Source organism: Calothrix sp. NIES-2100, from assembly GCF_963875285.1.
Taxonomy (GTDB): domain Bacteria; phylum Cyanobacteriota; class Cyanobacteriia; order Cyanobacteriales; family Nostocaceae; genus Aulosira.
The window spans coordinates 9,600,974-9,625,709 of sequence record NZ_CAWNLA010000001.1 but is presented as its reverse complement, the minus strand read 5'-3'; the positions used below and the strand labels follow the sequence as shown (position 1 = coordinate 9,625,709).

Below are 24,736 nucleotides of genomic sequence, written 5' to 3'. Positions count from 1 at the left end.
GACTATCTGATTTTTGAATTATACGTGGCATTGCCCACCCTACACTGAAACTTCCAGAGTAGGTCATTTGTTCAAAAAGCAAACCGGATTCCTATAGTACTTCTCACATGAGGATGAATATCAAACAAATCAGCTTCTAGAATCTCGAGTCAATCTTCTAAATTTATCTATGAGTAAAATTGATTTTCCTTTGCCACTCATGCTACTGCATAAATATCATCACACTTTTTTTACTTAAAAGCGCTTAGTTTTAGATATTTAGGTATAAATTTAACTTGCCAACTGGTATAAATTTAACTTAATTATCTTCACAAAGCATTTTGGTTTAACCATACTGTGGAATATACGCTCATTCTCCTAGCTCTGACTGATGAGTTCAGTAAAAACTCGGGTTTCATAGCACCAGTACTGACAGTGTTGATGAGAAATTATTAATATTTTATAAAACGGAATAAATACAGTTTTCAAAACTCAACATTTCTGTTTTAATGTACAAGAAAAAAGTTCCCTTGAATCTCAGGAAATTTACTGTGTACAAACAGATTACATTTATAGTAAGCATTTTGTTATTAGGTAATTTTGCTGCCACTATATCCCCAGTGGCTCAAGCTCAAGTCTTGGTGGCACAAGCCAGGACTCCAGAAGTCAAGCAAATGCTGGAAGAAGGGCGCAGACTAGTCGATGCCGGTGATTATAATGGGGCAATCTCCATTTACCAACAAGCAGCAAGTCTCGAACCGAAGAATGCGAAGATTCAATCAGGTATCGGCTATTTATATGCTCAACAAGGAAATTTTCCCGCCGCACTAGCCGCTTATCGTCGGGCGCTGGCCATTACCCCTAACAACGGCGATTTTTACTACGCTGTGGGTTACATCAAAGGTAATATGGGAGACACGGCAGGAGCAAAAGAAGCTTACCGTCGTGCTATTCAACTAAATCGTAATAATGTTAATGCTTATTTGGGATTAGCTGTTACTCAAGCTCGTTTGGGAGATTACGAAGCAGCTAGCTGGGCCTACGAACAAGCAATCAATTTGGATCGCAATAATGCCCAAACTTATGAGTTAATGGGTTCAATGTATAAGCAAAGACGGCAAGCCAAACAAGCTGTCAACGTACTGAATAAAGCTCGTGACTTATACCAACGACGCAATGATTTTGATGGTGTCGCCAGAGTCGAAGCATTACTACGTGATTTAGGCGGATGAGGTTAAACTAATTGGCGTCCCGTTAGTTCTACGAAAATATCTTTTAAATTAGAGGGACGCACTATCATCCCGGTTTTATTGGGCTGTTGTTCTAGGTAAATATTAGCTGCTTCTAATATCGGAAAAAATAGATATTAAGAGTGAATTGCGCTATCACCTTACACTTGAGTCACCTGCTATATAAATACTAGACAAGTCTAGACATTTACTTTTCACTTCAATGGGAGCATGAGAGCGGCTATCCCGAAGTTCGCTTTCACGCTCTAGCCAAACATGATAAATTAATTGCTGCGTTCAAATCCCTGTCCATCGAATGTCCATAACTTTTACAGTTGTAAGTTTTTTCTTTTAGCGGCATATCTTGAATATGTCCACAATTGGAACAGGTTTTACTTGATGGGAACCAGCTCTCAGCAATATAAAGGTTATTCCCAGTCACAAGACCTCAGTTGTAAGTAAATCTAGCTATTCCAGCGTAATTTAATCAGCAATGCCCACCGTTACCAATTTGATTTGGTAAGGTGGGCAAATATTTTAATTTAAGATACCAGACCTCATCCAGGGAAACTCTTCAATAAATCATCACCAGGAATAACTGTAGTGTAGAAGACATAGTCATTATTAGCTACAAAACGGCGGTCTTGTTTAATAATTGCCATAAATTCTCGATGTCCATCTCGCCTACGCCCAACTAAACAACCTGCACTGGCATTCTTGATATCATTTACCGGAGCATCATAGCCCCAGTGTTGATTAACTTGGAAAAGACCTGTGTCAAGTTTATCGTTGGTGCGTTTAAAGTCTTGGTTTAAATCTCGGTGAACAGTAATCGGTGCAACTTGGATTAAAGCTTCGTGGCGGTCTGCATTGCCGTGGTAGCCTACAGCCCAAGCTTTATATTGCCCAAATTTAATTCTGGCAGCTCCTTTTTCATTCATGGGATTGTAGGTATAATATTTACCTGGTTCAGTAGTAGCTTGCCAGTGGTTGACAATTTTGGGGACACCTTCGACGATTTCGATCACAACCCGACGGTCATTAAATTGATTGGGTGTGTCACTGTTGAGAGTCCAATCTTCATTCATTCCCTCTAGATAAACAATGTTGTATTGTCTGGCTCCTGTGAATATCTGATAGCCTTTTAACTGCAAGTATTTCACAATTCTGCTGTCAATACTATTACTGAGTTTTAAAGGTGGTTTAGGTAGTTCATCTGGTTTAGTTTCAATTAAATTCTTGGCTGTGACTGCTCCTAAATAATCATCTTCTCCAGACTTAGTTAATTCTTGAAATTGTTTGAGTGCCGCCGCAGAAACTGGCCCAAACTTCCCATCGGCTGGTTTGTCTAATAAATCCAAGCCAATTAAAAGTATCTGAATCTGAGTGGTTAATTCTGCATCTTGACCAATCGCTTCAAAGTTCCATTTTTCTTGTTTTCCTAGGAAATCTTGTAGTTTCATCGCTTACTTGCCTCCATTCATTTATTTACTAAGTAGGTACAAACATGGTTGTGTCGATTAATTCTGTTTGAGAACATAGCCTGAGATACAAATTCTCGTCAAAATTATTACTTATCATATACAATCTTAGTATATATAAGTACATATTTCCTGCTGAAAAAGCACTTATATAGTGTAGGAGAAGGATGTTATTAAATACAAGATTTCTGTAGTTACGTAATGTAAATTTAATGATCGCTATAAAACTATGTAATAGCTGAAGCTGATTACTGTGAATAAAACTAATTTTTGTATAAATAAATTTACAATTTTTGAGATGGCGCTCATCTTTTGCAGATGGTAGCATAAGCAACTGGCTATTAACGCAGAAAAATTTAATTTTTTGTATCAAAAAACTTAAATTTTGGAAAAATAAGTTACCTTTGTGGCACTCAAAAATCCAGTGCTATTACTTAGTGCCGATAACAATGACAACAGAAATATCACTTCGTCTTCGCGACCTCAAACCAGAATATCAGAGACTTTGGAACATTTGCGAAATCAAACCAGAGAATTTGCCGCAGACTCAAGAGATAGTTGCGAAAATCTGCTCACATCGTCGTCGATACCAAGCAGTACAGCGAGAGATTAATGTACCTTGGTACTTTATTGCAGTCATCCATAACATGGAATCATCTCTCAAGTTCACCAGACATCTGCACAACGGCGACTCGCTAAAAAAACGCACCGTTAAAGTACCACCAGGCAGACCTGTTGCTGAACCCATCAAAGGCTGGGAAGTAGGATATACTTGGGAGGAAAGTGCAATTGATGCTTTAACTTTTCAAGAATTCGATCAAGTAAAAGACTGGAGTCTAGCTGCCCAGCTTTGGCAGATCGAGAAATATAATGGTTTTGGCTATAGGAATTACCATCCAGAAGTTCTGACTCCTTATCTATGGTCAGGTACTAATCTCTACACCCAAGGTAAATATAAAAGCGATGGTAAATGGGATGCTAATGCAGTTTCCGCCCAAATTGGTGTAGCAGCTTTGCTCAAAATTCTGCTCAAAGTAGAAAATCTACAAATCCCATTAGCTTAAGATTGAAAATTTAAAACATACCAAAATTTTGGTGTGGGTCACAAAAGTATAAAACTGCTGCATTCTCAATATCTAGGACTGACACACCCCTACTTGAAAATAAGACCCCTCCCCGCAAGCGAGGAGGGGAATCAGAATTTTTTTTCATGTGTCCTGGTGTACGCCGGGAATGATAGCTACTTACTCAAATCTTGGGTAATTAACTTGTTGGTACTTTCACAGAGATGGTTTAATTACAAAACTCGAAAAATAAACGGATAACGGAACGGTTCATCTGGGGTAGTCAAACAATGAAATAGCGCCCAAATTGTCAGGCCCCAGTGCAGTGCAAAGCCCAAAGCGACAACGGGGAAAAATAAAATTCCGCCAAGTCCAAAGGTAAGCCAAGATAGAATCCCAATTGGTACTCCGATGACAGTTGCCCAAAACCAAACATTGAAGTGAAAATTAATTGATTCTTTGGCGTTGCTTTTCACAACTGGGTCGTCGGAAATCATGTTAATGACAATTGGAACTCCGACTGAGAACAATGTTGTACTAAAGAAAATCGCCCCATGAGATAGAGAGGATAGCAATTTACGCTTATCAGAATCGTATGTAACTTGCATCCTGGTGGCTCCTCCACTTGCTTTATAGCTTTGATTGTAACGGACACTGAATCAGTTTTGTATTGCAGTTTACCGTACTCCAGCTATTTTGCGCCTTTCTCTTGGTATGCATTAACTTTGACTGGTATTCATCAATTTAGATGATTGAGGTTTACCGAACCTGCAATATCCCCGACTTCTCCAAGAAGTCGGGGATATTATCGGGAGCAAGCCTTTATAACTTATGTGATAGCACTAAGTTAATATTTTGTAATACAAGTAACATAAAAGTATCAGCTAGGGTGGGTAATGCTCACCCTATAAATTATTTGAGAAAGGTGGTAGAAAATGGGTCGCATAAATCCCTACACGCTACAGTTACAGATTACTCGCATGTTTGAGCAAGGGCAATCATTCTTTGCTACCACCAAGGTGCAGGAATGGTTGAAAGAACGTAATCACGATCCACTGGAGTATGACATTATCTTCCATCAAAAACCTGCTCCCCCCGGTTCTAAAGAAGTTATGGTGGTGGAGATTGAATTACGTCGCAAAGATGGACAGCCTGTAGACCCGTGGTTACAAGAACAAGCGAACCTTCATGCTTGATTTGGGGCATGGGGCATCCCTTCTGGTGCGTCCGCTACGCGAACGGCTCCGCTCAGGGCAAGTGGGCATTGGGCATTGGGCATTGGGCTAAGGAGTATGGGGAAGAGATGGGGCAGATGGGGCAGAAAACTCCCCACACTCCCTCATCTCCCTCATGCTCTAGTCCCTAGTCCCTAATCCTTAGTCCTTAAGCTTTTTTCAACCAGCTAAACATAGCGCGTAAATCTTTGCCAACTTCTTCAATGCGATGTTCAGCTTCTTGACGACGCATGGCGGTAAATCCAGGTTTACCAGATTGATTTTCTAGGACAAATTCCCGTGCAAATTGCCCAGATTGAATTTCGCTGAGAATCTTCCGCATTTCTGCTTTGGTTTGCTCATTGACAATTCGAGGGCCACGGGTGTAATCGCCATATTCAGCAGTGTTGGAGATGCTGTCGCGCATTTTGGCTAAGCCACCTTCAACAACTAAATCAACAATCAATTTGACTTCATGCAGACATTCAAAATAAGCTAACTCGGGTTGATAACCTGCTTCTACTAAGGTTTCAAATCCGGCTTTAATCAAAGCGCTCAAACCACCGCACAATACTGCCTGTTCGCCAAACAAATCAGTTTCGGTTTCTTCGCGGAAGGTGGTTTCCAGAACACCAGCACGAGTACCACCGATACCTCTAGCATATGCCAAAGCGCGATCGCGTGCCCGACCACTAGCATCTTGATAAACTGCAAACAGCGCCGGTACGCCTTGTCCTTGTTCATAAGTCCGACGGACTAAATGCCCAGGGCCTTTGGGCGCTACCATTACCACATCTACGTTAGCCGGTGGTACAACTTGACCAAAGTGAATATTAAAGCCGTGGGCAAAGGCGATAACATTCCCTTCTACTAAATTTGGTTCAATTTCGTTTTTATAAACTGCTTTTTGGACTTCATCAGGCAACAAAATCATGATAAAGTCAGCAGCATTAGCTGCATCTGCGACATTTTTCACAGTTAAGCCGGCTTCTTGAGCCTTGGCAGCTGACTTACTGCCCGGATATAGCCCGACAATCACATCCAAACCGCTATCTTTAAGATTCAGGGCGTGAGCATGACCTTGAGAACCATAGCCAATGATTGCAATGGTTTTTCCAGCCAAAAGGTCTAAATTGGCATCTTCGTCATAATACATCCGGGCCATAGCGCATCTCCTGTCAGCAAGCATCATTTATTGGCAGGCTTTTGATTTTACCCCATATTGCGTAACTACGGATAAGCAATTAAAAAGAGGGGCATGGGGCATTGGGCATTGGGCATTGGGCATGGGACAAGGGGGACAAATGACCACTGACCATTGACTATTGACCACTGACCATTGACTATTGACTAAGTTGCTTGATCAATTTTTTGGACTTCTGCTGGTGATAGTTGCACATGAATAGCAGCTACAGAGTCTTCAATACTAGAAATTTTGCTAGCGCCGGGTATGGGTAAAATAGCGGGTGATTTGGAACGCAACCATGCTAGGACGATACAATAAACTGATACGCTTTTTTCTTGAGCTAATTGGGCGATCGCAGAAATATCTTGCAAGTTTTGATGGCGACGACTTCCACCAAAGGGACTCCAAGGCAAAAAGGTTAATCCTTCCTGTTCACAATACTTCAACACACCGTCATTTTCTGGCTGTCGTTCCCAAGGACTATATTGATTTTGCACTGAAACAATATCCACTACATCCCGCGCCTGTTTAATTTGTTCTAAGGAAAAGTTAGAAACTCCTACAAATCGAATTAAACCAGTTTCTACCGCTTCTTTAACTGGCGCTAGGGATTCTGCAATGGTATATTTAGAATCGGGGGCGTGATATTGCCAAATATCTATAGGTTTACTACCGCCTAAAGCCTGGAAACTTTCACGAATTGTTTGACGTAAATGTTTGGGGTTTCCGTTGCGTACCCAATTCCCATGAGGACGCATCAAACCGCCTTTGGTTGCCACAACTACATGGCTAACATCGCCTTTGTAACTGCTAAGTGCTTGGGAAATGAGTCGTTCGTTATGGTGCTTATCTGATTCATCTAGGCAGTAAGAGTCAGCTGTGTCAATGAATGTGATACCCAAATCCAAAGCACGATGAATAACTTGGATGGATTCTGATTCGGAAGGACGATTCGATATCGACATCGGCATTCCACCCAAACCGATCGCACTCACAGAGACACCCGTTTTTCCTAGCTGTTTGGTTTCCATGCTTCTAGTTCTTATTTGCAGTGCCACTAATGTATTAGCTGTTTAGAACTATTTTGACAATTAATCTTTAGACAGGGTTACAACAAACATTCCTGTGATAGCGATTTGGCTTTAAGATTAAAAGTCTTGAATTTTGCTGCACCAAACTTCTGACATCACCTTGGTGTATTCCTAATCTTTACAGGATTAAACTGTTGCCATAATCCCAAGCGCTTATTTTTCGCATTGGCTTGGGCAATTAAAAATTGAGTTTTGCTTTCTTCACAGTAAAATAAAGTTTCTTCATCTACAACAGCATTACCCTCTTCAACCAAACGGAGATTGACTGAGCGATTATCAACAAATACTTCACCCAGTATGTGCCTACTTTGTGCTTGATCTACACTTTTGATCACCACCGGGCTACCTGATGGTAGCAGTTGTTGGAGTTGCTTGGTGGCTGCGGCAACATACTGCTGCTTAGTCTCTTTTGGTGTATTAATACACACTAATTTCACTGTAGCTGTTTGTCCAGCATCATCTTTTACACGAATTGTATTGCTATCTGCTACACCGATTACTGTAGCTAGCACTAACATTAACTGTATTAAACTCATTTGTTGGTGATGTGTTATTTTATGCTTATTTATCGAATTTATCTCAGTAATTAGCCAGTAATTGTGAGTTAAATCACAAGCTGTCGCTGAAAACTCATAAGGGCGATAATCTCTGTTACATAAATTGCAACAATACCAACTTTCAGTTTGGCTCTCAGCGATACTGAGATTAACTTCATCTATCCTGGGGTTTAAATTATGTCAGCCTCAATTAAATTACCGGACAAATCTGGTTTAGTGGTGAGTGCGCTGTTCTTAGGGATGATTTTTACTAGTTGTGCTTCTGTACCGCAAACATCTAATCAAGCAATACCGAAAATTGCAGCGGATCAAGCAGCAACAAATGAGAGTGCTGGGAGTGTGGCGCAAAAATCACAAGCAGCGCCAGTACCTCAATCTCGTCCCCAATTAATTAAAAAAGCAGCTATGACTGTCATTGTTAACTCTGTAGATCAGAGTATTGATGCAGTCGCTAAAATTATCAATAACAAACAAGGAGACTTAATTGGGTTAAATGAACGTCAACCAACGAAAGAAAATGCACGTCATACTGCATCGATAACGCTGCGTGTACCGCAAAACCAGCTAGACTCGACTCTCAATGAAATAGCTAAATTGGGTACAGTAGAAAATCGCAATATCACAGCCGAAGATGTCAGCAATCAACTGGTAGATGTGCAAGCGAGATTAAGCAATCTGCGGAAAACAGAAGCCAATTTGCAAAAAATCATGGATCGTTCAGGTTCTGTGAGAGATGTATTAAGTGTTGCTCAAGAACTGAGTAATGTCCGTCAATCAATTGAGCAAATAGACGCGCAACTGAAAAATTTACAAAATCAAGTTGCATACTCTACTATTACATTGAACTTAGAAGCAGCAGTTTCTAGCAGTAGTCCACAACGGGGTTTAGGTTCACAAATTCAAGAAACTTGGAACAACTCTAGCCACTCGGTTGGCGAGTTCACCGTTGGGTTATTAAAATTGGCTATTTGGTTAATAGTTTACAGTCCTTATTTTGTGATTTTAGCTGCTGCTATCTATGGCGTGAACCGTTGGCGACGCAATTCCCAGGCTGTGAGAGTAAAACCACCAACAGAGTCCGAAGTTAGTTGAGATATAACTGAACTGGTATCAGTTTGGGATGCAAATCTTTATCGTGACTCAGTCTCTTATTGCGATCGCCAAGATTGTACCAATTAACACGAAATAATCAGCCACAGGAATGTCAAGATCAAAATAAGGATGCCCAATGCTATTGAAAGTACTATGCCCGAACTACACCAATCTATTGCTCAGCACTACCACGAACGCACTAAATATGATCCCCAGACGCTGGCCTCGAAAACTCAGAGGTTAGATTGGGCTAAGCAACCCGTACCTTTCAAAGAGTACAGAATTGGCTCTGCTTTCGATCTTAGACCCTACCTACAAGCAAATTCCCAGACTGCTACTGACAGTGCAGATGCTAAATGGTGGCAAAGACTTTCACGACTATTGTTTTGTAGTTATGGGCTAACGGCGAGAATGCCTTCTATGGGCAGTGGGGTATATTTACGATCTGCCCCTAGTGCTGGGGGGTTGTACCCGGCTGAGGTTTATGTGGTTTCTCGAGGAACCGAGTTGCTACCAGCTGGGCTATATAATTACCAAGGTCGGACTCATTCCCTGATGCAGTATTGGGAAAATGATGTGTGGCAAAGATTACAAGCTGCTTGTTTTTGGCATCCATCCCTTGAGAGTACTCAACTGGCGATTGTGATTACTGCGGTATTCTATCGTTCGGCTTGGCGATATGAAGACCGGGCTTATCGGCGGATTTTTTTGGATACAGGACACCTGTTGGGTAATATCGAGTTAGCGGCGGCGATGAATGATTATCGTCCCCACTTAATCGGTGGTTTTGTTGATGAGGCTGTTAACGATCTACTTTATATCGAACCGCAACAAGAAGGTGCGATCGCAGTTTTACCTCTGGCAGACTTGTTAGATATCAAACAAAATTTACCAGTAGGACGAACTGCTTTGCCTTCTGCTACCGAAACTGATTACCCAATTATCCCCGATGGCGAACTGCTAAATTATTTTCATCGTCACACGCAAATCCAATCTGGTACAACTGGCAAACTCAATTTACCAGAAGTCAAACAAGAAAAATCCTTAGAGGATAAATATAACTTCCCTTTCTGTCTGAAAATTCCCACAGCGACAACACCCATCAATTGGGGAGAAAATCTCACAGATTTGGAAAATACCATGCACAAGCGCCGTTCTACCCGCGCTTATAGTGGTGACGATTTGACCTTAGATGAACTCAAAGCTTTACTTGATTTCACATACCAACCCGAAAATTACATTTACCAAAATTTAGATCGTTCTCCAGACTACTTTGATCTAAATTTGATCGAAACATTTATTGCTGTTTGCGGTGTCAAAGGATTAGAAGCTGGTTGTTACTATTACGCACCTAAAGCCCAAGAATTGCGACAAATTCGCTTTAAAAATTTCCGGCGAGAATTACATTTTCTCTGCTTGGGGCAAGATTTAGGGCGAGATGCATCAGCTGTAATATTTCATACATCTGATTTAAAATCGGCGATCGCACAGTATGGCGATCGCGTTTATCGGTATTTACACATGGATGCCGGACATCTAGGACAAAAGCTTAATTTAGCAGCAATTCAACTTAATTTAGGCGTTAGTGGGATTGGTGGCTTTTTTGACGATCAGGTAAATGAGGTTCTCGGTATTCCTACAGATGAAGCAGTTCTCTACATTACGACTTTGGGACGACCAAGATAGAATTAAAGTTTCAGATCCCCGACTTCTTTGAGAAGTCGGGGATCTGAAAGCAGCGTTAATTCAAAAATCAGGGCTTTAATTATATTTACATTTTGTAACATATCTCAATTTAACTACTTACTTAATAATTAAATTTTGTCATCCAAGCAGTGATACGATTACCTAAAAATGAAAGCCAACGACTGGAATTACTACATCAATATCAAATTTTAGATACACCACCAACAGAGATTTTTGATGAGCTTGCTCAGTTAGCTGCTGATGTTTGTGATGCACCAATTGCACTGATTAGTCTAGTCGATGCTGAGCGAGAATGGTTCAAGTCTAAGGTGGGAATCAATCAATCAGAAATTCCTCGCAGCGTTTCTTTTGGTGCTTACACAATTCTGGAAAGTGAAATATTAATCATCCCAGATACCTTAGAAGATGAGCGATTTGCTACAAATCCTCTGGTGATTTCCCAACCTTATTGTCGCAGCTATGCAGGAGTTCCGCTAATTGCTGGTAAGGGCTGCGCTATCGGTAGTCTTTGTGTAGTTGATTCTACTCCTCGCGATTTCTGTGTTAAAAAGCAAAGAATCTTACAAAGATTAGCACAGCAAGTAATTAGATGTTTAGATTTACATCAAGAAAAAATTATTAATGATAGCCAAAGCAGTTTTAATCTCCTATTTCTGAATCATCCCAATCCCATGTGGGTGTTTGATTGCCAAAATCTACAATTTTTAAATGTAAATAACGCTGCTGTTATTCACTATGGCTACTCTCGGGAAGAATTTTTGCAAATGAGCTTGACTGATATTATTATTCCCGAAAATCCACCTATTTTACTAGCAAATTTATGCCAGGAAGAGAGTGAGATAAACCGCTCTAACCAATGGCGACACCGCCGCAAAGATGGACACATTATTGATGTAGAAATTATAGCCAACACAATAGAATATGCAGGCTACAAAGCTTGTTTAGCGGATGTCAGAGATATTACACATCGCAAACGTATAGAACAAGCGCTGCAAGAAAACGAAGCCAAATTACGCACAATTTTTCAAGCAATTCCGATTCCTATAGTAATTTCTCGTCTGTCTGATGGGCTGATTTTATATGCTAACCAAGAGTTTCTCCAAACCGTTCTGTTATTTCCAGATGATTTAGTTAACTGGCAAATAAGTTCAGAGTTTTACCAAAACCCCCATGAGCGACACATAATTTTAGAAAAGCTTACTCAACAAGGCTATGTTAATAACTATGAAATCCAATTAAAAAGAACAAATGGCACTTCTTTTTGGGCAATTGCTTCATTTCAGTTTTTAACATTTAACGGAGAAGCTGCTATTTTAAAAGTTTTGTATGACATCACCGATCGCAAAAATGTAGAAGCAAGTCTCAAAGCACAAAATGACTTTCTCCGCAATATTTTTGCGAATATTCCGTTGATGATTGCCCTGATAAATGTCAAAGGTCAACTCCAATGGGTAAACCAAGAGTGGGAAAGTATTTTAGGTTGGAATTTACAAGATTTCCAAAATCAAGATATTCTAGATGTTTTATATCCTCAAGCTGAAGATCGTCAGCATGTAATTAATTTTATTCAGTCTGCACAACGAATTTGGGGTGACTTTAGAACGCAAACTAAATCAGGTCTTGTTATTGATACTTCTTGGACTAATATTAACCTAGCAAATGGACAAATTATCGGTATTGGTCAAAATATTACAGAACGTAAACAAATTGAACGAGCTTTAAAAACTCAAGTTGAACGGGAGCAATTGATGCGAACCGTTGCTGGGCGAATTCGTCAATCTTTAAATCTCCAAGATATTCTTGATGCTACGGTGAGAGAAGTACGAGATTTACTTCAGGTTGATCGAGTGGTAGTTTTTCGCTTTGCTGGTGATATGAGTGGGACAGTGGTGGCTGAATCAGTGGCTAATGGCTGGACTGCTTCTATAGGCGCAAAAGTAGAAGATACTTGTTTTCAAACAGGTGCAGGTAAGGAGTATTATCAAGGAAGTAAAAGAGCGATCGCTAACATTTACGCAGCTGGATTATCCCAATGCCATATTCAGCTGTTAGAACAGTTTGAAGTCAAAGCTAATTTAGTAGTACCCATTCTTCTAGAAGTAAATGGAGAAAATTCTCAACCTTATCTGTGGGGTTTATTAATTGCACACCAATGTTCTCATATTCGCGAGTGGGAAGAGCATCAGTTAGATTTACTAGATCAACTATCAGTACCTATAGCGATCGCTATTCAACAATCTACCATCCTTCAGCAAGCCCAAACGGAAATTGCCCAACGACAAAAAGCAGAGGTTGAGTTAAGAAGTGCATTAGCAGAAAAAGAAGTTTTGTTAAAAGAGATTCATCATCGAGTTAAAAATAACTTGCAAATTGTCTCCAGCCTACTACAACTCCAGTCTCAAACCATCAGCGATCCTGAAGTCATCAAAGTTTTGAGAGATAGTCAAAATCGCATCGATTCCATCTCATTAATTCACAAAAACTTATATACTGCCCCTAATATTGGACAATTGGATGTTGCTGACTATATCCAGAACTTAGCAACCAGTTTATTAATTTCTTATCAAGTATCACCTGCTGAGATTGCTCTAGAAACTTATATAGATTCTGTCTATTTGAATGTTGACGCAGCGATTGCCTGTGGATTAATTATCAACGAATTAATAACAAATGCCCTGAAACATGCTTTTCCTAACTCAACCTTAGGCAAGATAGTTATTAGATTATGCAATCTTGGTGATAGTATTGAAATTACTATCCAAGATAATGGTATTGGATTTGCAAATGATTTTAATTGGAGAAATACTAATTCATTAGGTCTTTCATTAGTTTATGATTTAGTTACTGAACAATTAGAAGGAACTATTACTTTAGAAAAGGCTCCCGAAACACTATTTAGAATCAGATTTCCCCAGTTAACTTTACAGCAGTAAGCGCCAAATGGTTCAAGCGAGGATTTTAGTTGTAGAAGATGAAGTGATTGTGGCCAGAACTATTGCTAGCCAACTCAATCAACTAGGTTATGTTGTGACGGGTATAGCTTCTTCCGGAAAAGTTGCCATTGCTAAAGCATTGGAAACTAAACCTGAAATAGTTTTGATGGATATTATCCTCAAAGGAGAGATAGATGGCATTACTGCTGCTAGTTATATTCATGAGCAACTAGATATTCCAGTAATTTTTCTCACTGCATACAGCGATAATCAAACTTTAGAAAGGGCAAAAATTACTCAACCTTTTGGATATATTGTTAAACCTTTTACGATTAAAGATTTACAAATAGCCATAGAAATAGCGCTGTTAAAATATCGCTTAGAATGCGAGCTACGGGAAAATCGAGATCAGTTAGCAACCATATTAAACTCGATGAGCGATGCTGTGATTGCCACAGACGAACAGGGAATGGTGACATTTATGAACCCGGCATCTGAAGCTTTAACTGGTTGGCAAAGAGAAGAAGCATTAGGAACTGAAGTATCCAGGATTTTTAATCTTGTTGATGAAGTTACAGATACTCCGATAGAAAATCCTGTCACAAAAGTGCTGCAAGAGCATAATGTGGTTTATTTAGGCGATTACATCTCTCTAATTGACAAAAATGGTAGAAGAATACCAATTGGCGATAGTGCTTCACCACTAATGCGACGACCAAATCAAGTCAATGGCGTGGTAGTTGTTTTCTGGGATATGAGCGAAAAGCGTCAAACAGAGTTGCTCAAGCAAGCTTTGGAAAAAGAGCAAGAACTTAACAGTCTCAAATCTCTATTTATCTCTACAGTTTCTCATGAATTTCGTAATCCCCTAACTGTGATTCAAACTGCAATTGAATTAATTGAAATTCAGGGAGATAACTTATCAGAAGCAAAAAAAACAACATACATCAGGCGAATTAAAAGTGCTGTGCAAAACATGAAGCACTTGATGGACGATGTACTATTTATGGGTCGCTCTGAAGCGGGAAAACTTAGGTTTAACCCTACTCCCATCAACCTGGATGAATTCTGTCGAGAACTCATTGCAGAATTTTCTTTAATTGGCAGTAACTTGCATGAATTTATATTTACCTCTAACTGTGAGATAACAGAAGCTTGGATGGATGAACACCTCTTACATTACATGTTAGGAAATCTCCTTTCAAATGCAGTTAAATATTCTCCCGCAGGCGGAACAATTCAATTTGATCTAAGATGCAATTTGGTTGAGAGAGTAATAACTTTTATAATTCAGGATCAAGGAATTGGTATTCCAGAAGTAGACCAAAGTCGTCTATTTGAATCATTCTATCGAGCCGCAAATGCACACTTAATTCAGGGTAACGGACTGGGTTTAGTTATTGTTAAAAGGTGTGTCGAAGCTCACAATGGTCAAATTACCTTTACCAGTCAAGTAGGAGTAGGTACGAGATTTACAATAATTTTGCCTTTAACCACAGGAATTTCTAGTAGTCAATAGTCAACAGTCCTCCTTGTCCCCCCTGCTCCTTTGCTCCCCGATTTCCGATCAAGGCTCCTGTCTCACACCGCCGACAACTGGCTTAACTTGTTCGCCGGAAAAGGGATCGGTACCGCCACCCCAGTTAAAGTCACTGATTCGGAAGCTAATGCCGCCTAATTGTAGTACTGGATTGTAACGTAAGGTCAGTCCATAGGTGCGGCGGCTATATTCCAAAATATAGTCGGTGCTACTTTCTCTACCTGTATCTAAGTTGACAGATGTTTGAAAGCCTAGGCGAAATGGGCCATAGATTTGCTGTGTAATTCCAGCACTCAGTACTTTGGTGTCAACCGCGCGATCGAATAAGAAGGGTGATAGTCCGCTGTTGAGACCTTGGGAATAACTGAGATTAAAGGCGGTATAGTCTAAATAAGGTCGAGAAAAATGACCAATTTGCCCTTGTAAGCCAATCGTCCCTATGAGGGTACTTTGGTTATCACCATTGGTGTAATAACTAGTAGTACCTGTAAGACCAGCGATCGCTTGCAAGTAGGGTACTACTGGGTTTGGTGTGTATCGTAATCCCTCAGTAGCCGTAGGTGCTAAGGGTTGTCCCTGCCATAACAATAAACCACCGCTGAGAGCCGCACTACCTTGGAGGCGACCCAAGGAAATGCGATCATTGTCTCTATTTGGTTCTAGAAGGTCAAGGCGATCGGTATTGGCATTAATATACTGCGCACCTGCTTGATAGCTGAGGTTCACACCGCTGTTACCTAGGGGAATTATTGGCGAGATGACTACACCACCCAGACTACTTTGCACGGTTTGATAGCCAAGTGTACCGTTGTAGAGGCGATCGCGATAGCTGTATTCTAGATTCAATAAATGGGGATTTTGGTCGCCTAATGTCTGCCGCAGGCGCAAGCTAGCCCGCAGGTTGTTTTCAACTTCACTTAAATCCAAGCTGGTTAACTCGCCGTTACCTTCAATCACAGACTTGGGATTCAAATTCACATTCAGCCTGCTTCTAATGCCAAACAGCCCAGGAACATCACTAGTACCTTGTTCCACGGCTTTTTGGATGAAAAACTGGGGTGTGATCGACCAGGTTGTCTTGTCTGTAGTCACAGGTTGAAAGCTACGTTCCAAATATAAGCCGCCCCGCAGATCGCCATCAAAGCCCGGAGAAACGATCGCCGGAGTCACTTCCCGCTCCCGACGGTCAATTTGCTGCTGTTCTCGGGGAATACCTATAGCCAATTTTTGGTCAAACACTAACCGCGATCCCTGACTCCTGACTCGGTCTACTAAAGGTGATTCTCGTGTAAGGGTGACGGTACCAGCCCTTAACACCAATTCTGGGGGTGAAAAAGGGTCGTTAGTGATACTCACATCTTTTGCTTGCCAACCACGGGGATAAAATTGAATCTGTTCAGCTTCAAAGCGTAGGCGGTTGACTACCCCCCCAGATTTCGGTTGGGCAATGTTTCTTGCATCGGCTCTACCTCCCACTGTCACATCAATTCCGCCGGGACTGTTGACACCAGAAAGGGGCTGATTGGAGCGAATGCGATCGCTTACCGGACGCTGTGGTACTCCCCCTGCTGTCACATCTGTGGGTAAAAAAGCTACATCTTTTTCTGCTGTGGGTAAGTAAATTTCCCCCCTACCTTTTTCTAGTTGCCCACTATCTTGAATAAAGTTATAAGTAAAACGTTGTCCTCGCAACACCTGATCGCCCCGTGTTAATGCTACGTTGCCGTCGCCGACAGCGATCAAGTTATCTAAACTGATTTGCAGGCGATCGGCATCCACTACCGCCCCATCAAATCGCACTACTACATTTCCTTCGGCGGTGACAATCCGGCGTTGGTCGTCATACACCTGGCGATCGGAAATTACTTCTACTGTTCTTGGTGTAGCCGGCGCTGTGTTGCCAGGAGGAGTTGTAGAAGGTTGACTTTGCGGTTGATTTGTGCTGTTGCCTGGAGGTGCAGTTTGTGGCTGTGGGGTCTGAAATTCGATCGATGATGGGGTAGACGAGTCAGTTGTGGGACTGCGAGACTTAAATTCGATAATATTTTGAATGCCTTGAGATGGCTGTTGATTGCTAGGTGTGGCTGGTTGCTGGGTTTGGGTATTACTTGGCTGTGTTGGTTGGGTAACTTGTGCAACTGGGAATAAGTTCTGATTGTTTGTAGCGTCTGCGACTATGACAGGTGCATTGATGCTAAGACTATCATTCTGTTGAGGATAAGCAATAGCTAGTGGCTGCCCTAACAAGGCGGCACTTTTAGGAGCAATTAAGGGAGAAAATTCTGGTGGGAAAGTGGTTGGGGGACTAGGAGGAGAAACTAATTGATTGCGACTCAGCTTGATGCGATCGCTCAGTGATAGAGACTTTGGCTTTTTCTCTACAGTCGCCGGCTGCGGCGTTGCTTGTTGCTGCTGGGATGTTTCTTGATTTTCCTGCGTCCCAGTATCTGTTGCAATTAATGAATTAAACTTAGTTTCACTAGCAGATGAAGTAGAATTTGCAGGTTGGATCGCTTCCGTAACGGGCGGCGTTGCAGGTGGCAGAACTGGATGAAGCATATTTCAGCACAATCAAGCTAACAAATAGCCAATAAGTAGCCGGAAGGATTACACCTTTAGCCTTCCCACTTTACCGCCAGCAGCAAGTGGGTTGAATCAGGACAATAAATTGCCAAATTTAGTTACAGTTTCTCACCCTAATTAAAGCAACTCAGTGTCCATAACTTCTGGTGTTTTTCGCCTTCCGGCATGATGATCGCGGATGATCAATCGCGCTTTTACTCTAAATCCCGACGTCCGGGGTTACGAGCTGGATCATTTGACAAAAATCCAAACACGAAGATAGTCACAAAGAAGGCAACAACAACATAAACAACGATTTTTAAAGTAAGCATCAGAGATATCTCCAAAAGGTATGAGAAAGCAAATTTCTCTTTCGGTATCTGCCCCGGCAGAAATGATAGCTCCTTTATATTACCCAAATCTCGTCCCCTTTTTTGGCAGACTCTGGTGCGGATGGAGAAGTAATTCCCCAAGAGTAGGGGGATGAGGGGACAAGGGGGATGAGGGGGACAAGGGAGAAATTATTTTCTGATCTCCCTCATCTACCCCATCTCCCTCATCTCCCTGATCTCACCTCAATCTTGTGACGGATACTAGCGCCATAGGTTTCCCACTGGAGATGCAGAGTAGCTTACACGCAAAAATCGCTGTTTTTTGATAAACTGCCGTCGGTCGATCATAATCCCAAAAAATTAGCTCCGCCTCAGTATTTTGTACTGCAGTGCGATCGCTTGCATTTTCAGTGTACAAAGTGTCTCAGTTAAGAGATCTCCAAAAAATAAACAACAGTCAACAGTCACAATAAAATATTTTTTACTTGTAAGTCCCTAACTGTACGCAGTTCAGTGGGGCTGTCTTCGGGCGCTAAATTCTTGGGAATACGGCTTTTGACGACTGTTGCTGGTATACCCACAGCAACAGAGAAGGGAGGAATATCTTTTGTGACAACTGCACCTGCACCAATGACACTACCTTTACCAATAGTGACACCATCTAATACAGTTACCCCATGTCCTAGCCAACAATCATCCTCAATCACAATTCCTTTGCGCGTAATCCCTTGATAGCGGATTGGCTCTATTGGCTCTGCGAAATTATGATTATTAGCATATATTCCTGTGTGAGATGCAATCATACAGTACTTACCAATTTTGATGTCTCCTGGCCCAGCAATACACACGTTAGGGCCAATGAATGTTTCATCATCTATATATATGGAAGTATGATCTAAACAACCGATATCAACGTTACGCTCTATCGCTACTTTATTACCTAGGTAAATTCTATTGTTCTCTCCTCTCCCATCTATCCGCACACCTTTAAAGATATATACATTTTTGCGGATTTCTAAACATTTACTGCCAAGAAATTCTACACCATTTTGAATATAAACTTGACTATCTAGCTGGGCAAACATCATCCGATATACCAGATTTCTTAACTGGGGACCAAAAGTGATCGCTGGAATATCACCTAACAATGTAGTCCATACAACTTCTTGGAGACGTTGAATTTTAGCCACTGAATTCTGATTTTTCATGGTTACTTATGCCGCAAATAAATTGTAGTTGTGACTGAGGAGACTTCGCGATATTCCACCACATTAATTTTGCTGGGCTGCTAGATCCCTGCTACCTAAGGTGCTAGTACAGCTTGGCGAAAGTCATTATTTAGTTTTGAGATTGAAAAAGCTGGACAAAACAGCAATTGTTCGGTCTTTTACCTGATGATCACTCCATCCTCTAGATAGAAATCTACAGGATTTGCTTTGTCAAACTGCCTTTTGGTAATAGATTTGCAATTGAATTAAATCGGCAATTATTGCATTTAATTGGTGTCTGATTTCCTGGTTTATTACCAAAATTATCTCTATAAGTAAGTCGGTGGAAAAAAACCAAACTATGTTAAGAAACGTAAATTGGCTTGAAACCCTTACCAATGACAAATGACAAATGACAAATGACAGTCCTCGCCAGTTATGTTTAATTGCACCGCCCTACTTAGCAGTATAACTTTTTACTAGAGTGAAATCATTCAATTGCAATTTCAAGTAGTTGAAATATCTATCAACTACTCTAGTGAACAAGCTTTTTGTGAACAATAGTGCATTGTTATTTCTCCAGTCCCAGTGTCAGAAAATTTACCTGATGATTTTTCTGAACTTTGAGAAATAAAATTGTTCAATTATTTTGGTTATTTATGACTATATAAAATTATCTTAGGGTGGATTGTCGCCAACTTCCGCCATCACATTGAAGTTCACCATCGGTGCAAACAAGTAAGCACTTCCTCGACTGCTATGACGGCTTTCTTGCAACGAATTTCTAGAGTATGCTTCTCTAATCATGTTGCACACAGATGATTTACAAATTAAACACAACACTCTGCTAATTACATGAGTGCATTTTAACTAAAGGTGCTTCTAAATATAACATATTTTATTTTTAGTGGCTGGCTTTCACAAAAATATTTTTTACTGGCATAAGAAAATACAATTACTAACCGAAAATTGGGATTTAATTTAATTAATAAATGAATATTTTATACCTGATTAAAAATAACTGAGTGTAGAGTTTTACCTTAAATAATTCTTAAACTATTTACTCATATTTTCTCATTTGCCCATGTGAATATCTAACAATTTGTAAATCATTTGCTGAGATAACCCAATCGGGTGATGTGTGCTGAGTTGTTTCCATTATAAATTTTGAAGAAAACTTAGACATTGCAGGCTAATTTAGGCGACTCGACCAGAGCAATCGCCCAAAATTAGGTATCACTTTCAACTTTTACACTTAGTTTAAGAAGTAGGCGTTTGATGAAAGAAATTGTTCAACAAGCTTTAAACACTGGCTATTTGAGTATTGCAGCCCAAAATCAGATCCGATTGCTGCTGCAAAGTGAGTATGACTCCGAAGACTTAGATGCTTACATCATTTTGCAGCGAGCTGTTGTCGCAGGTGATGTCAAGCCAGAACAACGCATTTCAAAAGCCTCTAGCTCTACTACAGCTAAAGATGCTGCATCGAATATCAAACTTGCTTATCAAGTTGCAGCTGAAATTGCTTGTGTTGCGGCTATGGCTCTGAGTATGCCAAAAAACCCCCAGGATTCTTCTTATTTGGGTGCATAATAGATAAATTGAGTAATTTTCCTTGACTGTTGGGTGAAACATCTTCTACCCACTTAGATGGCTGGCGATCGCTCAGCTACAGCACAAGACTTTTTTCTCAAATTACTAGAAATCCTCAAGTAAGATTATTAAAAAATAATTAAAAATTTGCATCTAGTTTGAACTGATAGCAGATTGTTTCCGGAAAATTTAAAACTCGTGAATCTGGCTGCTGGAAAGGTTCTTGTCAGTTATTATCCAGCGAGCAAGCAAATCTAAAACAAATATAAATACTGGCAAAATTTAATACATAGGGATATATTAATAATTGGTTATTAAATCACAGTCAATAGTTAAGTTTTCCAAGAGCAAGCAAAGCTGCTAGGAGACAGCTGAAGACACGAAACAGTCTTGGTGTAAACTCTAGTAATCCTGACAATAATGATTCTCAATGCTTAACAAAGTCACAGGATTCTTACAAACATAGTATAAAGAATTGGCAACATTGGGTAAAGACAGTAAAAAATAACCTTAGCTACACTTGGAGTTTTGCCAACCTATGCAGCCAATTCGTACATTCAATGTCTCTCCTTCTCTTCCGCCGCGACTCGAACAGCTGCGGCGGCTGGCATACAACTTGCACTGGGATTGGAACGTTGAGAGCAAAGATTTATTTCGCCGTCTAGATCCCGACTTGTGGGAGTCTAGCCACCATAACCCAGTGTTAATGCTGGGTACAATTAGCCAAGGGCGACTGTTGGAAGTTGTGGAAGATGAAGGCTTCTTGGCGCAAATGGACAGAGCTGCGCGTCAGCTCGAAGATTATTTGCAAGAGCGTTCTTGGTATCAAAAACAGCGCAGCCAGTCACCAAAAGAATGCTACGCTTATTTTTCCGCTGAATTTGGCTTGGTAGATTGTCTACCAGTCTATTCTGGAGGTTTGGGTGTTCTCGCAGGTGATCACCTGAAATCAGCCAGTGACTTGGGATTACCGTTAGTTGGTGTCGGCTTACTCTACCAACAAGGATACTTTGCTCAGTATCTCAATGCCGATGGGTGGCAGCAGGAACGCTATCCGATCAATGATTTCTACAATATGCCTTTACACCTGGAGCGTAATTCTGATGGTTCAGAATTGCGGATTGCGGTAGAATATCCAGGACGCAAGGTCTACGCTAGGGTTTGGCGGGTACAAGTGGGAACAGTACCACTGTATTTATTGGATACCAATATAGAACCCAACAACCCCTACGACCACGACATCACCGATCAGCTGTATGGTGGCGACATCGACATGCGTATCCACCAGGAAATCATGCTGGGGATTGGTGGTGTGCAAATGTTAAAAGCTTTGGGCTATAAAGTTACTGCTTACCACATGAATGAAGGCCATGCTGCCTTCTCTGCCCTAGAGCGCATCCGCCTGTTGATTCAAGAAGAGGGTTTGAGTTACGCTGATGCTAGACAGGTGGTAGCTTCCAGTAATATTTTCACTACCCACACCCCAGTTCCTGCCGGGATTGACTTGTTCCCGCCCCAGAAAATTTTAGATTACCTGAAATATTATGCAGGGATCTTTGGCTTGCCTGAAGAACAATTTTTAGGGCTAGGACGGGAAAATACAGGTGATTTATCTGGGCCTTTTAGTATGGCGGTGTTGGCGCTGAAGATGGCAACATTTTCTAATGGCGTGGCGCAACTGCATGGTGTGGTATCCCGGCAGATGTTTCAGGGATTGTGGCAGAAAGTACCAGTAGAGGAAGTACCCATCGCCGCAATTACAAATGGTGTTCATGCTCGCAGTTGTGTGGCGAAATCAACTCAAGAGTTGTACGATCGCTATTTAGGGCCAAATTGGTCATCAGCACCACCAGATAGTCAGCTATGGGAGAGGATGGACGCGATTCCTGATGAGGAGTTGTGGCGCAATCACGAACGCTGCCGTTTGGATATGATTTTGTATGTGCGCGAGCATTTGGTCAAGCATTTACGCGATCGCGGTGCTTCGGCTTCGGAAATTGCTCAAGCACAGGAAGTTTTAGATCCTAACGTTTTAACCATAGGTTTTGCACGGCGCTTTGCTACCTATAAGCGTGCTACCTTGTGGATGCGCGATTTAGAACGCATCCGGCAGATTTTACTTGGTAATAAAAACCGGAAAGTGCAATTTGTCATCGCTGGTAAAGCACACCCGAAAGATATTCCCGGTAAAGAACTGATTCGTGATATCAATCATTTCATCCGCGAACAACATTTAGAAAAACAAGTGGTGTTTGTCCCCAATTACGATATTCATATATCGCGGTTGATGGTGGCTGGTTGCGATATCTGGTTAAATACACCCCGTCGTCCTAGAGAAGCTTCTGGTACTAGTGGGATGAAAGCCGCCATGAACGGACTACCGAATTTAAGTGTCCTTGATGGCTGGTGGGATGAAGCTGATTATGTCCGCACTGGTTGGGCGATTGGACATGGAGAAAATTACGAAGATCCCAATTATCAAGATGAAGTAGAAGCCAACGCCCTCTATGATTTATTAGAGAAGGAAGTTGTGCCGCTATTTTACGATCATCGTGATGCTGATGGCTTACCCCGTCCTTGGGTAGCGAAAATGAAGGATGCAATTCGCTTGAACTGTCCTTTCTTTAACACAGCCCGGATGGTGCGAGAATATGCCCAACGCGCGTATTTCCCCGCAAGCGATCGCTATCATACCCTGACTGCGAATAACTACGCCCCAGCCAAAGAATTAGCCGAATGGAAAGCCAAACTCAGCGACCATTGGTTTAATATCAAAATCAAAGATGTTGACGTTTCCGCAGCCGCAGATATTGAAGTTAACCAAACCGTGGCGGTGAAAGCTAAGGTAGATTTGGCAACTTTGACAAACAACGATGTGCAAGTGGAATTATACCAAGGCACAATTGATGCCAATGGTGATATAGTCAACGCGATTCCTGTAGTCATGGATTACCAAGGCGAGGATAAAGACGGTTTAAGTGTTTACACGGCTAATATTATTTACACAACCTCTGGTTTGCAAGGCTTGTCTTTGCGTGTATTACCGAAACACCCATACCTCTCGAATGCTTATGAACCGAGGTTAATTGCTTGGGCTGAGTAAATAAAGTCAAAAGTCAAAAGTAAAAAGTCAAACCTTTTACTTTTTACTTTGTTTGGGGGATGACAATGTAACCAGTAGTGCGATCGCCTAATACTAAGTTACGTTGTTCACCCCAATACCACCAGTGTGCAGCAATATAAGCGCAGATTAGACTATCTAATTTGTCTTCAACGGCTTTAAGTGCTGCACCTGTGGTGGGGATTTCCGGGAGAAATGAACCGCAGAGGCGCAGAGAACGCAGAGGTGGGTGGAGATTGGGTAGGATATCGAGAATATAATTGTAGAGTTTGATCAGTTCGAGGCGGCGATCGCCTAAGCGTCCTTTTTTATATTTAAGAATGCGTTCTAAGTTGAAGAAATGAACGATTGCGGGATGGGGAAAGACTTCGATTTGATATCTACCAGGTTTTTGCGCTTCAATGGTAGGTGCGTGGACAAAACCACGGGATTCTAATTCTAAACCAAAGTTGACAGTGCGCTCGGCAAAAGCTAAACCCAAATTGGCTGGGTAGCATCCAGCATGATATTTACCAAAGTATTTGTGACTGAGTTTGTCTGGTAAGCGACTCCCTGTAGCGTTAGGGATTAAGGTGGGTGCGTCTACAGCAATCAGTGCTGGTTCCTCTGGTTGTACGCAAGTATCGATCCAGGTGAAAATATCTGCGATCGCTTCTTTGCGATCTAAATCCAAAATCTCTAATTGATCATCGATTAATTCTAAATAGCATAGTCCACTTGGTTGCGATTTCCAGCCTAAATCAATACCCAGAAATTTCATTTTCATTATCAATAATAACAAAGAATGGGACACATTGATTGGCAGCATCCCAAATGTGTAAATTGATTTTTTTGTAGTGAGGGACAT

At 41.2% G+C, this 24,736-nt stretch carries 20 protein-coding genes and 1 pseudogene; 9 read left to right on the top strand and 12 right to left on the bottom strand.

The annotated features are described in order from the left end of the window. Positions 1–530: 530 nt before the first annotated feature. Positions 531–1,211 (top strand): tetratricopeptide repeat protein, encoded by a 681-nt coding sequence (locus AACU32_RS39155; protein ID WP_096608373.1) that lies wholly within the window; start codon positions 531–533, stop codon positions 1,209–1,211. Positions 1,212–1,213: 2 nt separating this feature from the next. Here the strand turns inward: AACU32_RS39155 and AACU32_RS39150 are convergent. The 3 genes and pseudogenes from AACU32_RS39150 to AACU32_RS39140 form a co-directional block, all read right to left on the bottom strand. Beyond that, positions 1,214–1,345 (bottom strand): annotated as a pseudogene (locus AACU32_RS39150) (ABC transporter ATP-binding protein); the annotation flags it as partial. Between the two features lie 122 nt (positions 1,346–1,467). Then, positions 1,468–1,650: a zinc ribbon domain-containing protein gene (locus AACU32_RS39145; protein WP_339378630.1), complete on the bottom strand. Its 183-nt coding sequence runs from the start codon at positions 1,648–1,650 to the stop codon at positions 1,468–1,470. A gap of 115 nt (positions 1,651–1,765) precedes the next feature. Then, positions 1,766–2,671, bottom strand: coding sequence for a peptidoglycan-binding protein (locus AACU32_RS39140; protein ID WP_096607580.1), 906 nt, complete (start codon positions 2,669–2,671; stop codon positions 1,766–1,768). A gap of 467 nt (positions 2,672–3,138) precedes the next feature. On the opposite strand from AACU32_RS39140, the gene AACU32_RS39135 reads away from it, so the two are divergent. Continuing rightward, positions 3,139–3,753 (top strand): hypothetical protein, encoded by a 615-nt coding sequence (locus AACU32_RS39135; RefSeq protein WP_096607579.1) that lies wholly within the window; start codon positions 3,139–3,141, stop codon positions 3,751–3,753. A gap of 233 nt (positions 3,754–3,986) precedes the next feature. Here the strand turns inward: AACU32_RS39135 and AACU32_RS39130 are convergent, their stop codons facing one another. Next, positions 3,987–4,361, bottom strand: coding sequence for a DUF4870 domain-containing protein (locus AACU32_RS39130; protein WP_096607578.1), 375 nt, complete (start codon positions 4,359–4,361; stop codon positions 3,987–3,989). Between the two features lie 327 nt (positions 4,362–4,688). Between AACU32_RS39130 and AACU32_RS39125 the strand changes: the two genes are divergently transcribed. After that, positions 4,689–4,949 (top strand): hypothetical protein, encoded by a 261-nt coding sequence (locus AACU32_RS39125; protein ID WP_096607577.1) that lies wholly within the window; start codon positions 4,689–4,691, stop codon positions 4,947–4,949. A 187-nt stretch (positions 4,950–5,136) separates the two neighbouring features. Here AACU32_RS39125 and ilvC read toward each other — a convergent pair whose 3' ends face one another. The 3 genes from ilvC to AACU32_RS39110 all read right to left on the bottom strand — a co-directional run bounded on the left by ilvC (position 5,137) and on the right by AACU32_RS39110 (position 7,780). Beyond that, positions 5,137–6,132, bottom strand: coding sequence for a ketol-acid reductoisomerase (gene ilvC / locus AACU32_RS39120; protein ID WP_096607576.1), 996 nt, complete (start codon positions 6,130–6,132; stop codon positions 5,137–5,139). 185 nt (positions 6,133–6,317) lie between these two features. After that, a complete protein-coding gene (locus AACU32_RS39115; RefSeq protein ID WP_096607575.1) occupies positions 6,318–7,184 on the bottom strand; it encodes an aldo/keto reductase in 867 nt (288 codons plus the stop codon). A gap of 155 nt (positions 7,185–7,339) precedes the next feature. Next, positions 7,340–7,780 carry a thermonuclease family protein gene (locus AACU32_RS39110; protein WP_096607574.1) on the bottom strand — a complete coding sequence of 147 codons (441 nt, stop codon included), beginning with the start codon at positions 7,778–7,780 and terminating at the stop codon, positions 7,340–7,342. 198 nt (positions 7,781–7,978) lie between these two features. On the opposite strand from AACU32_RS39110, the gene AACU32_RS39105 reads away from it, so the two are divergent. The 4 genes from AACU32_RS39105 (at position 7,979) to AACU32_RS39090 (ending at position 15,052) form a co-directional block, all read left to right on the top strand. Further along, entirely contained in the window at positions 7,979–8,893 is a 915-nt protein-coding gene (locus tag AACU32_RS39105; RefSeq protein WP_096607573.1) for a DUF4349 domain-containing protein, read from the top strand. 153 nt (positions 8,894–9,046) lie between these two features. Then, the gene (locus AACU32_RS39100) at positions 9,047–10,579 is read left to right on the top strand and encodes a SagB family peptide dehydrogenase (protein WP_096608372.1); all 1,533 of its coding nucleotides are present in this window, start codon (positions 9,047–9,049) and stop codon (positions 10,577–10,579) included. Between the two features lie 152 nt (positions 10,580–10,731). Further along, entirely contained in the window at positions 10,732–13,533 is a 2,802-nt protein-coding gene (locus AACU32_RS39095; RefSeq protein WP_096608371.1) for a PAS domain S-box protein, read from the top strand. Positions 13,534–13,540: 7 nt separating this feature from the next. Beyond that, positions 13,541–15,052 carry a hybrid sensor histidine kinase/response regulator gene (locus AACU32_RS39090; protein WP_096607572.1) on the top strand — a complete coding sequence of 504 codons (1,512 nt, stop codon included), beginning with the start codon at positions 13,541–13,543 and terminating at the stop codon, positions 15,050–15,052. Between the two features lie 48 nt (positions 15,053–15,100). Here the strand turns inward: AACU32_RS39090 and AACU32_RS39085 are convergent, their stop codons facing one another. The 4 genes from AACU32_RS39085 to AACU32_RS39070 all read right to left on the bottom strand — a co-directional run bounded on the left by AACU32_RS39085 (position 15,101) and on the right by AACU32_RS39070 (position 19,982). Then, on the bottom strand, positions 15,101–17,632 hold the full coding sequence (locus AACU32_RS39085) for a DUF3769 domain-containing protein (RefSeq protein ID WP_096607571.1): 2,532 nt from the start codon (positions 17,630–17,632) through the stop codon (positions 15,101–15,103). 218 nt (positions 17,633–17,850) lie between these two features. Further along, positions 17,851–17,967 carry a photosystem II reaction center protein I gene (locus tag AACU32_RS39080; RefSeq protein WP_096608370.1) on the bottom strand — a complete coding sequence of 39 codons (117 nt, stop codon included), beginning with the start codon at positions 17,965–17,967 and terminating at the stop codon, positions 17,851–17,853. 464 nt (positions 17,968–18,431) lie between these two features. Then, positions 18,432–19,175 (bottom strand): acyltransferase, encoded by a 744-nt coding sequence (locus AACU32_RS39075; protein ID WP_096607570.1) that lies wholly within the window; start codon positions 19,173–19,175, stop codon positions 18,432–18,434. A 678-nt stretch (positions 19,176–19,853) separates the two neighbouring features. Then, the gene (locus AACU32_RS39070) at positions 19,854–19,982 is read right to left on the bottom strand and encodes a hypothetical protein (RefSeq protein ID WP_339378629.1); all 129 of its coding nucleotides are present in this window, start codon (positions 19,980–19,982) and stop codon (positions 19,854–19,856) included. 471 nt (positions 19,983–20,453) lie between these two features. Here AACU32_RS39070 and AACU32_RS39065 point away from each other — a divergent pair, with 471 nt between their 5' ends. Beyond that, positions 20,454–20,768, top strand: a complete 315-nt coding sequence (locus AACU32_RS39065; protein WP_096607569.1) for a hypothetical protein — start codon at positions 20,454–20,456, stop codon at positions 20,766–20,768. Positions 20,769–21,306: 538 nt separating this feature from the next. Beyond that, positions 21,307–23,871 carry an alpha-glucan family phosphorylase gene (gene glgP / locus AACU32_RS39060; protein ID WP_096607568.1) on the top strand — a complete coding sequence of 855 codons (2,565 nt, stop codon included), beginning with the start codon at positions 21,307–21,309 and terminating at the stop codon, positions 23,869–23,871. Positions 23,872–23,914: 43 nt separating this feature from the next. Here glgP and AACU32_RS39055 read toward each other — a convergent pair whose 3' ends face one another. Next, positions 23,915–24,649: a DUF429 domain-containing protein gene (locus tag AACU32_RS39055; protein WP_096608369.1), complete on the bottom strand. Its 735-nt coding sequence runs from the start codon at positions 24,647–24,649 to the stop codon at positions 23,915–23,917. Positions 24,650–24,736: the final 87 nt, after the last annotated feature.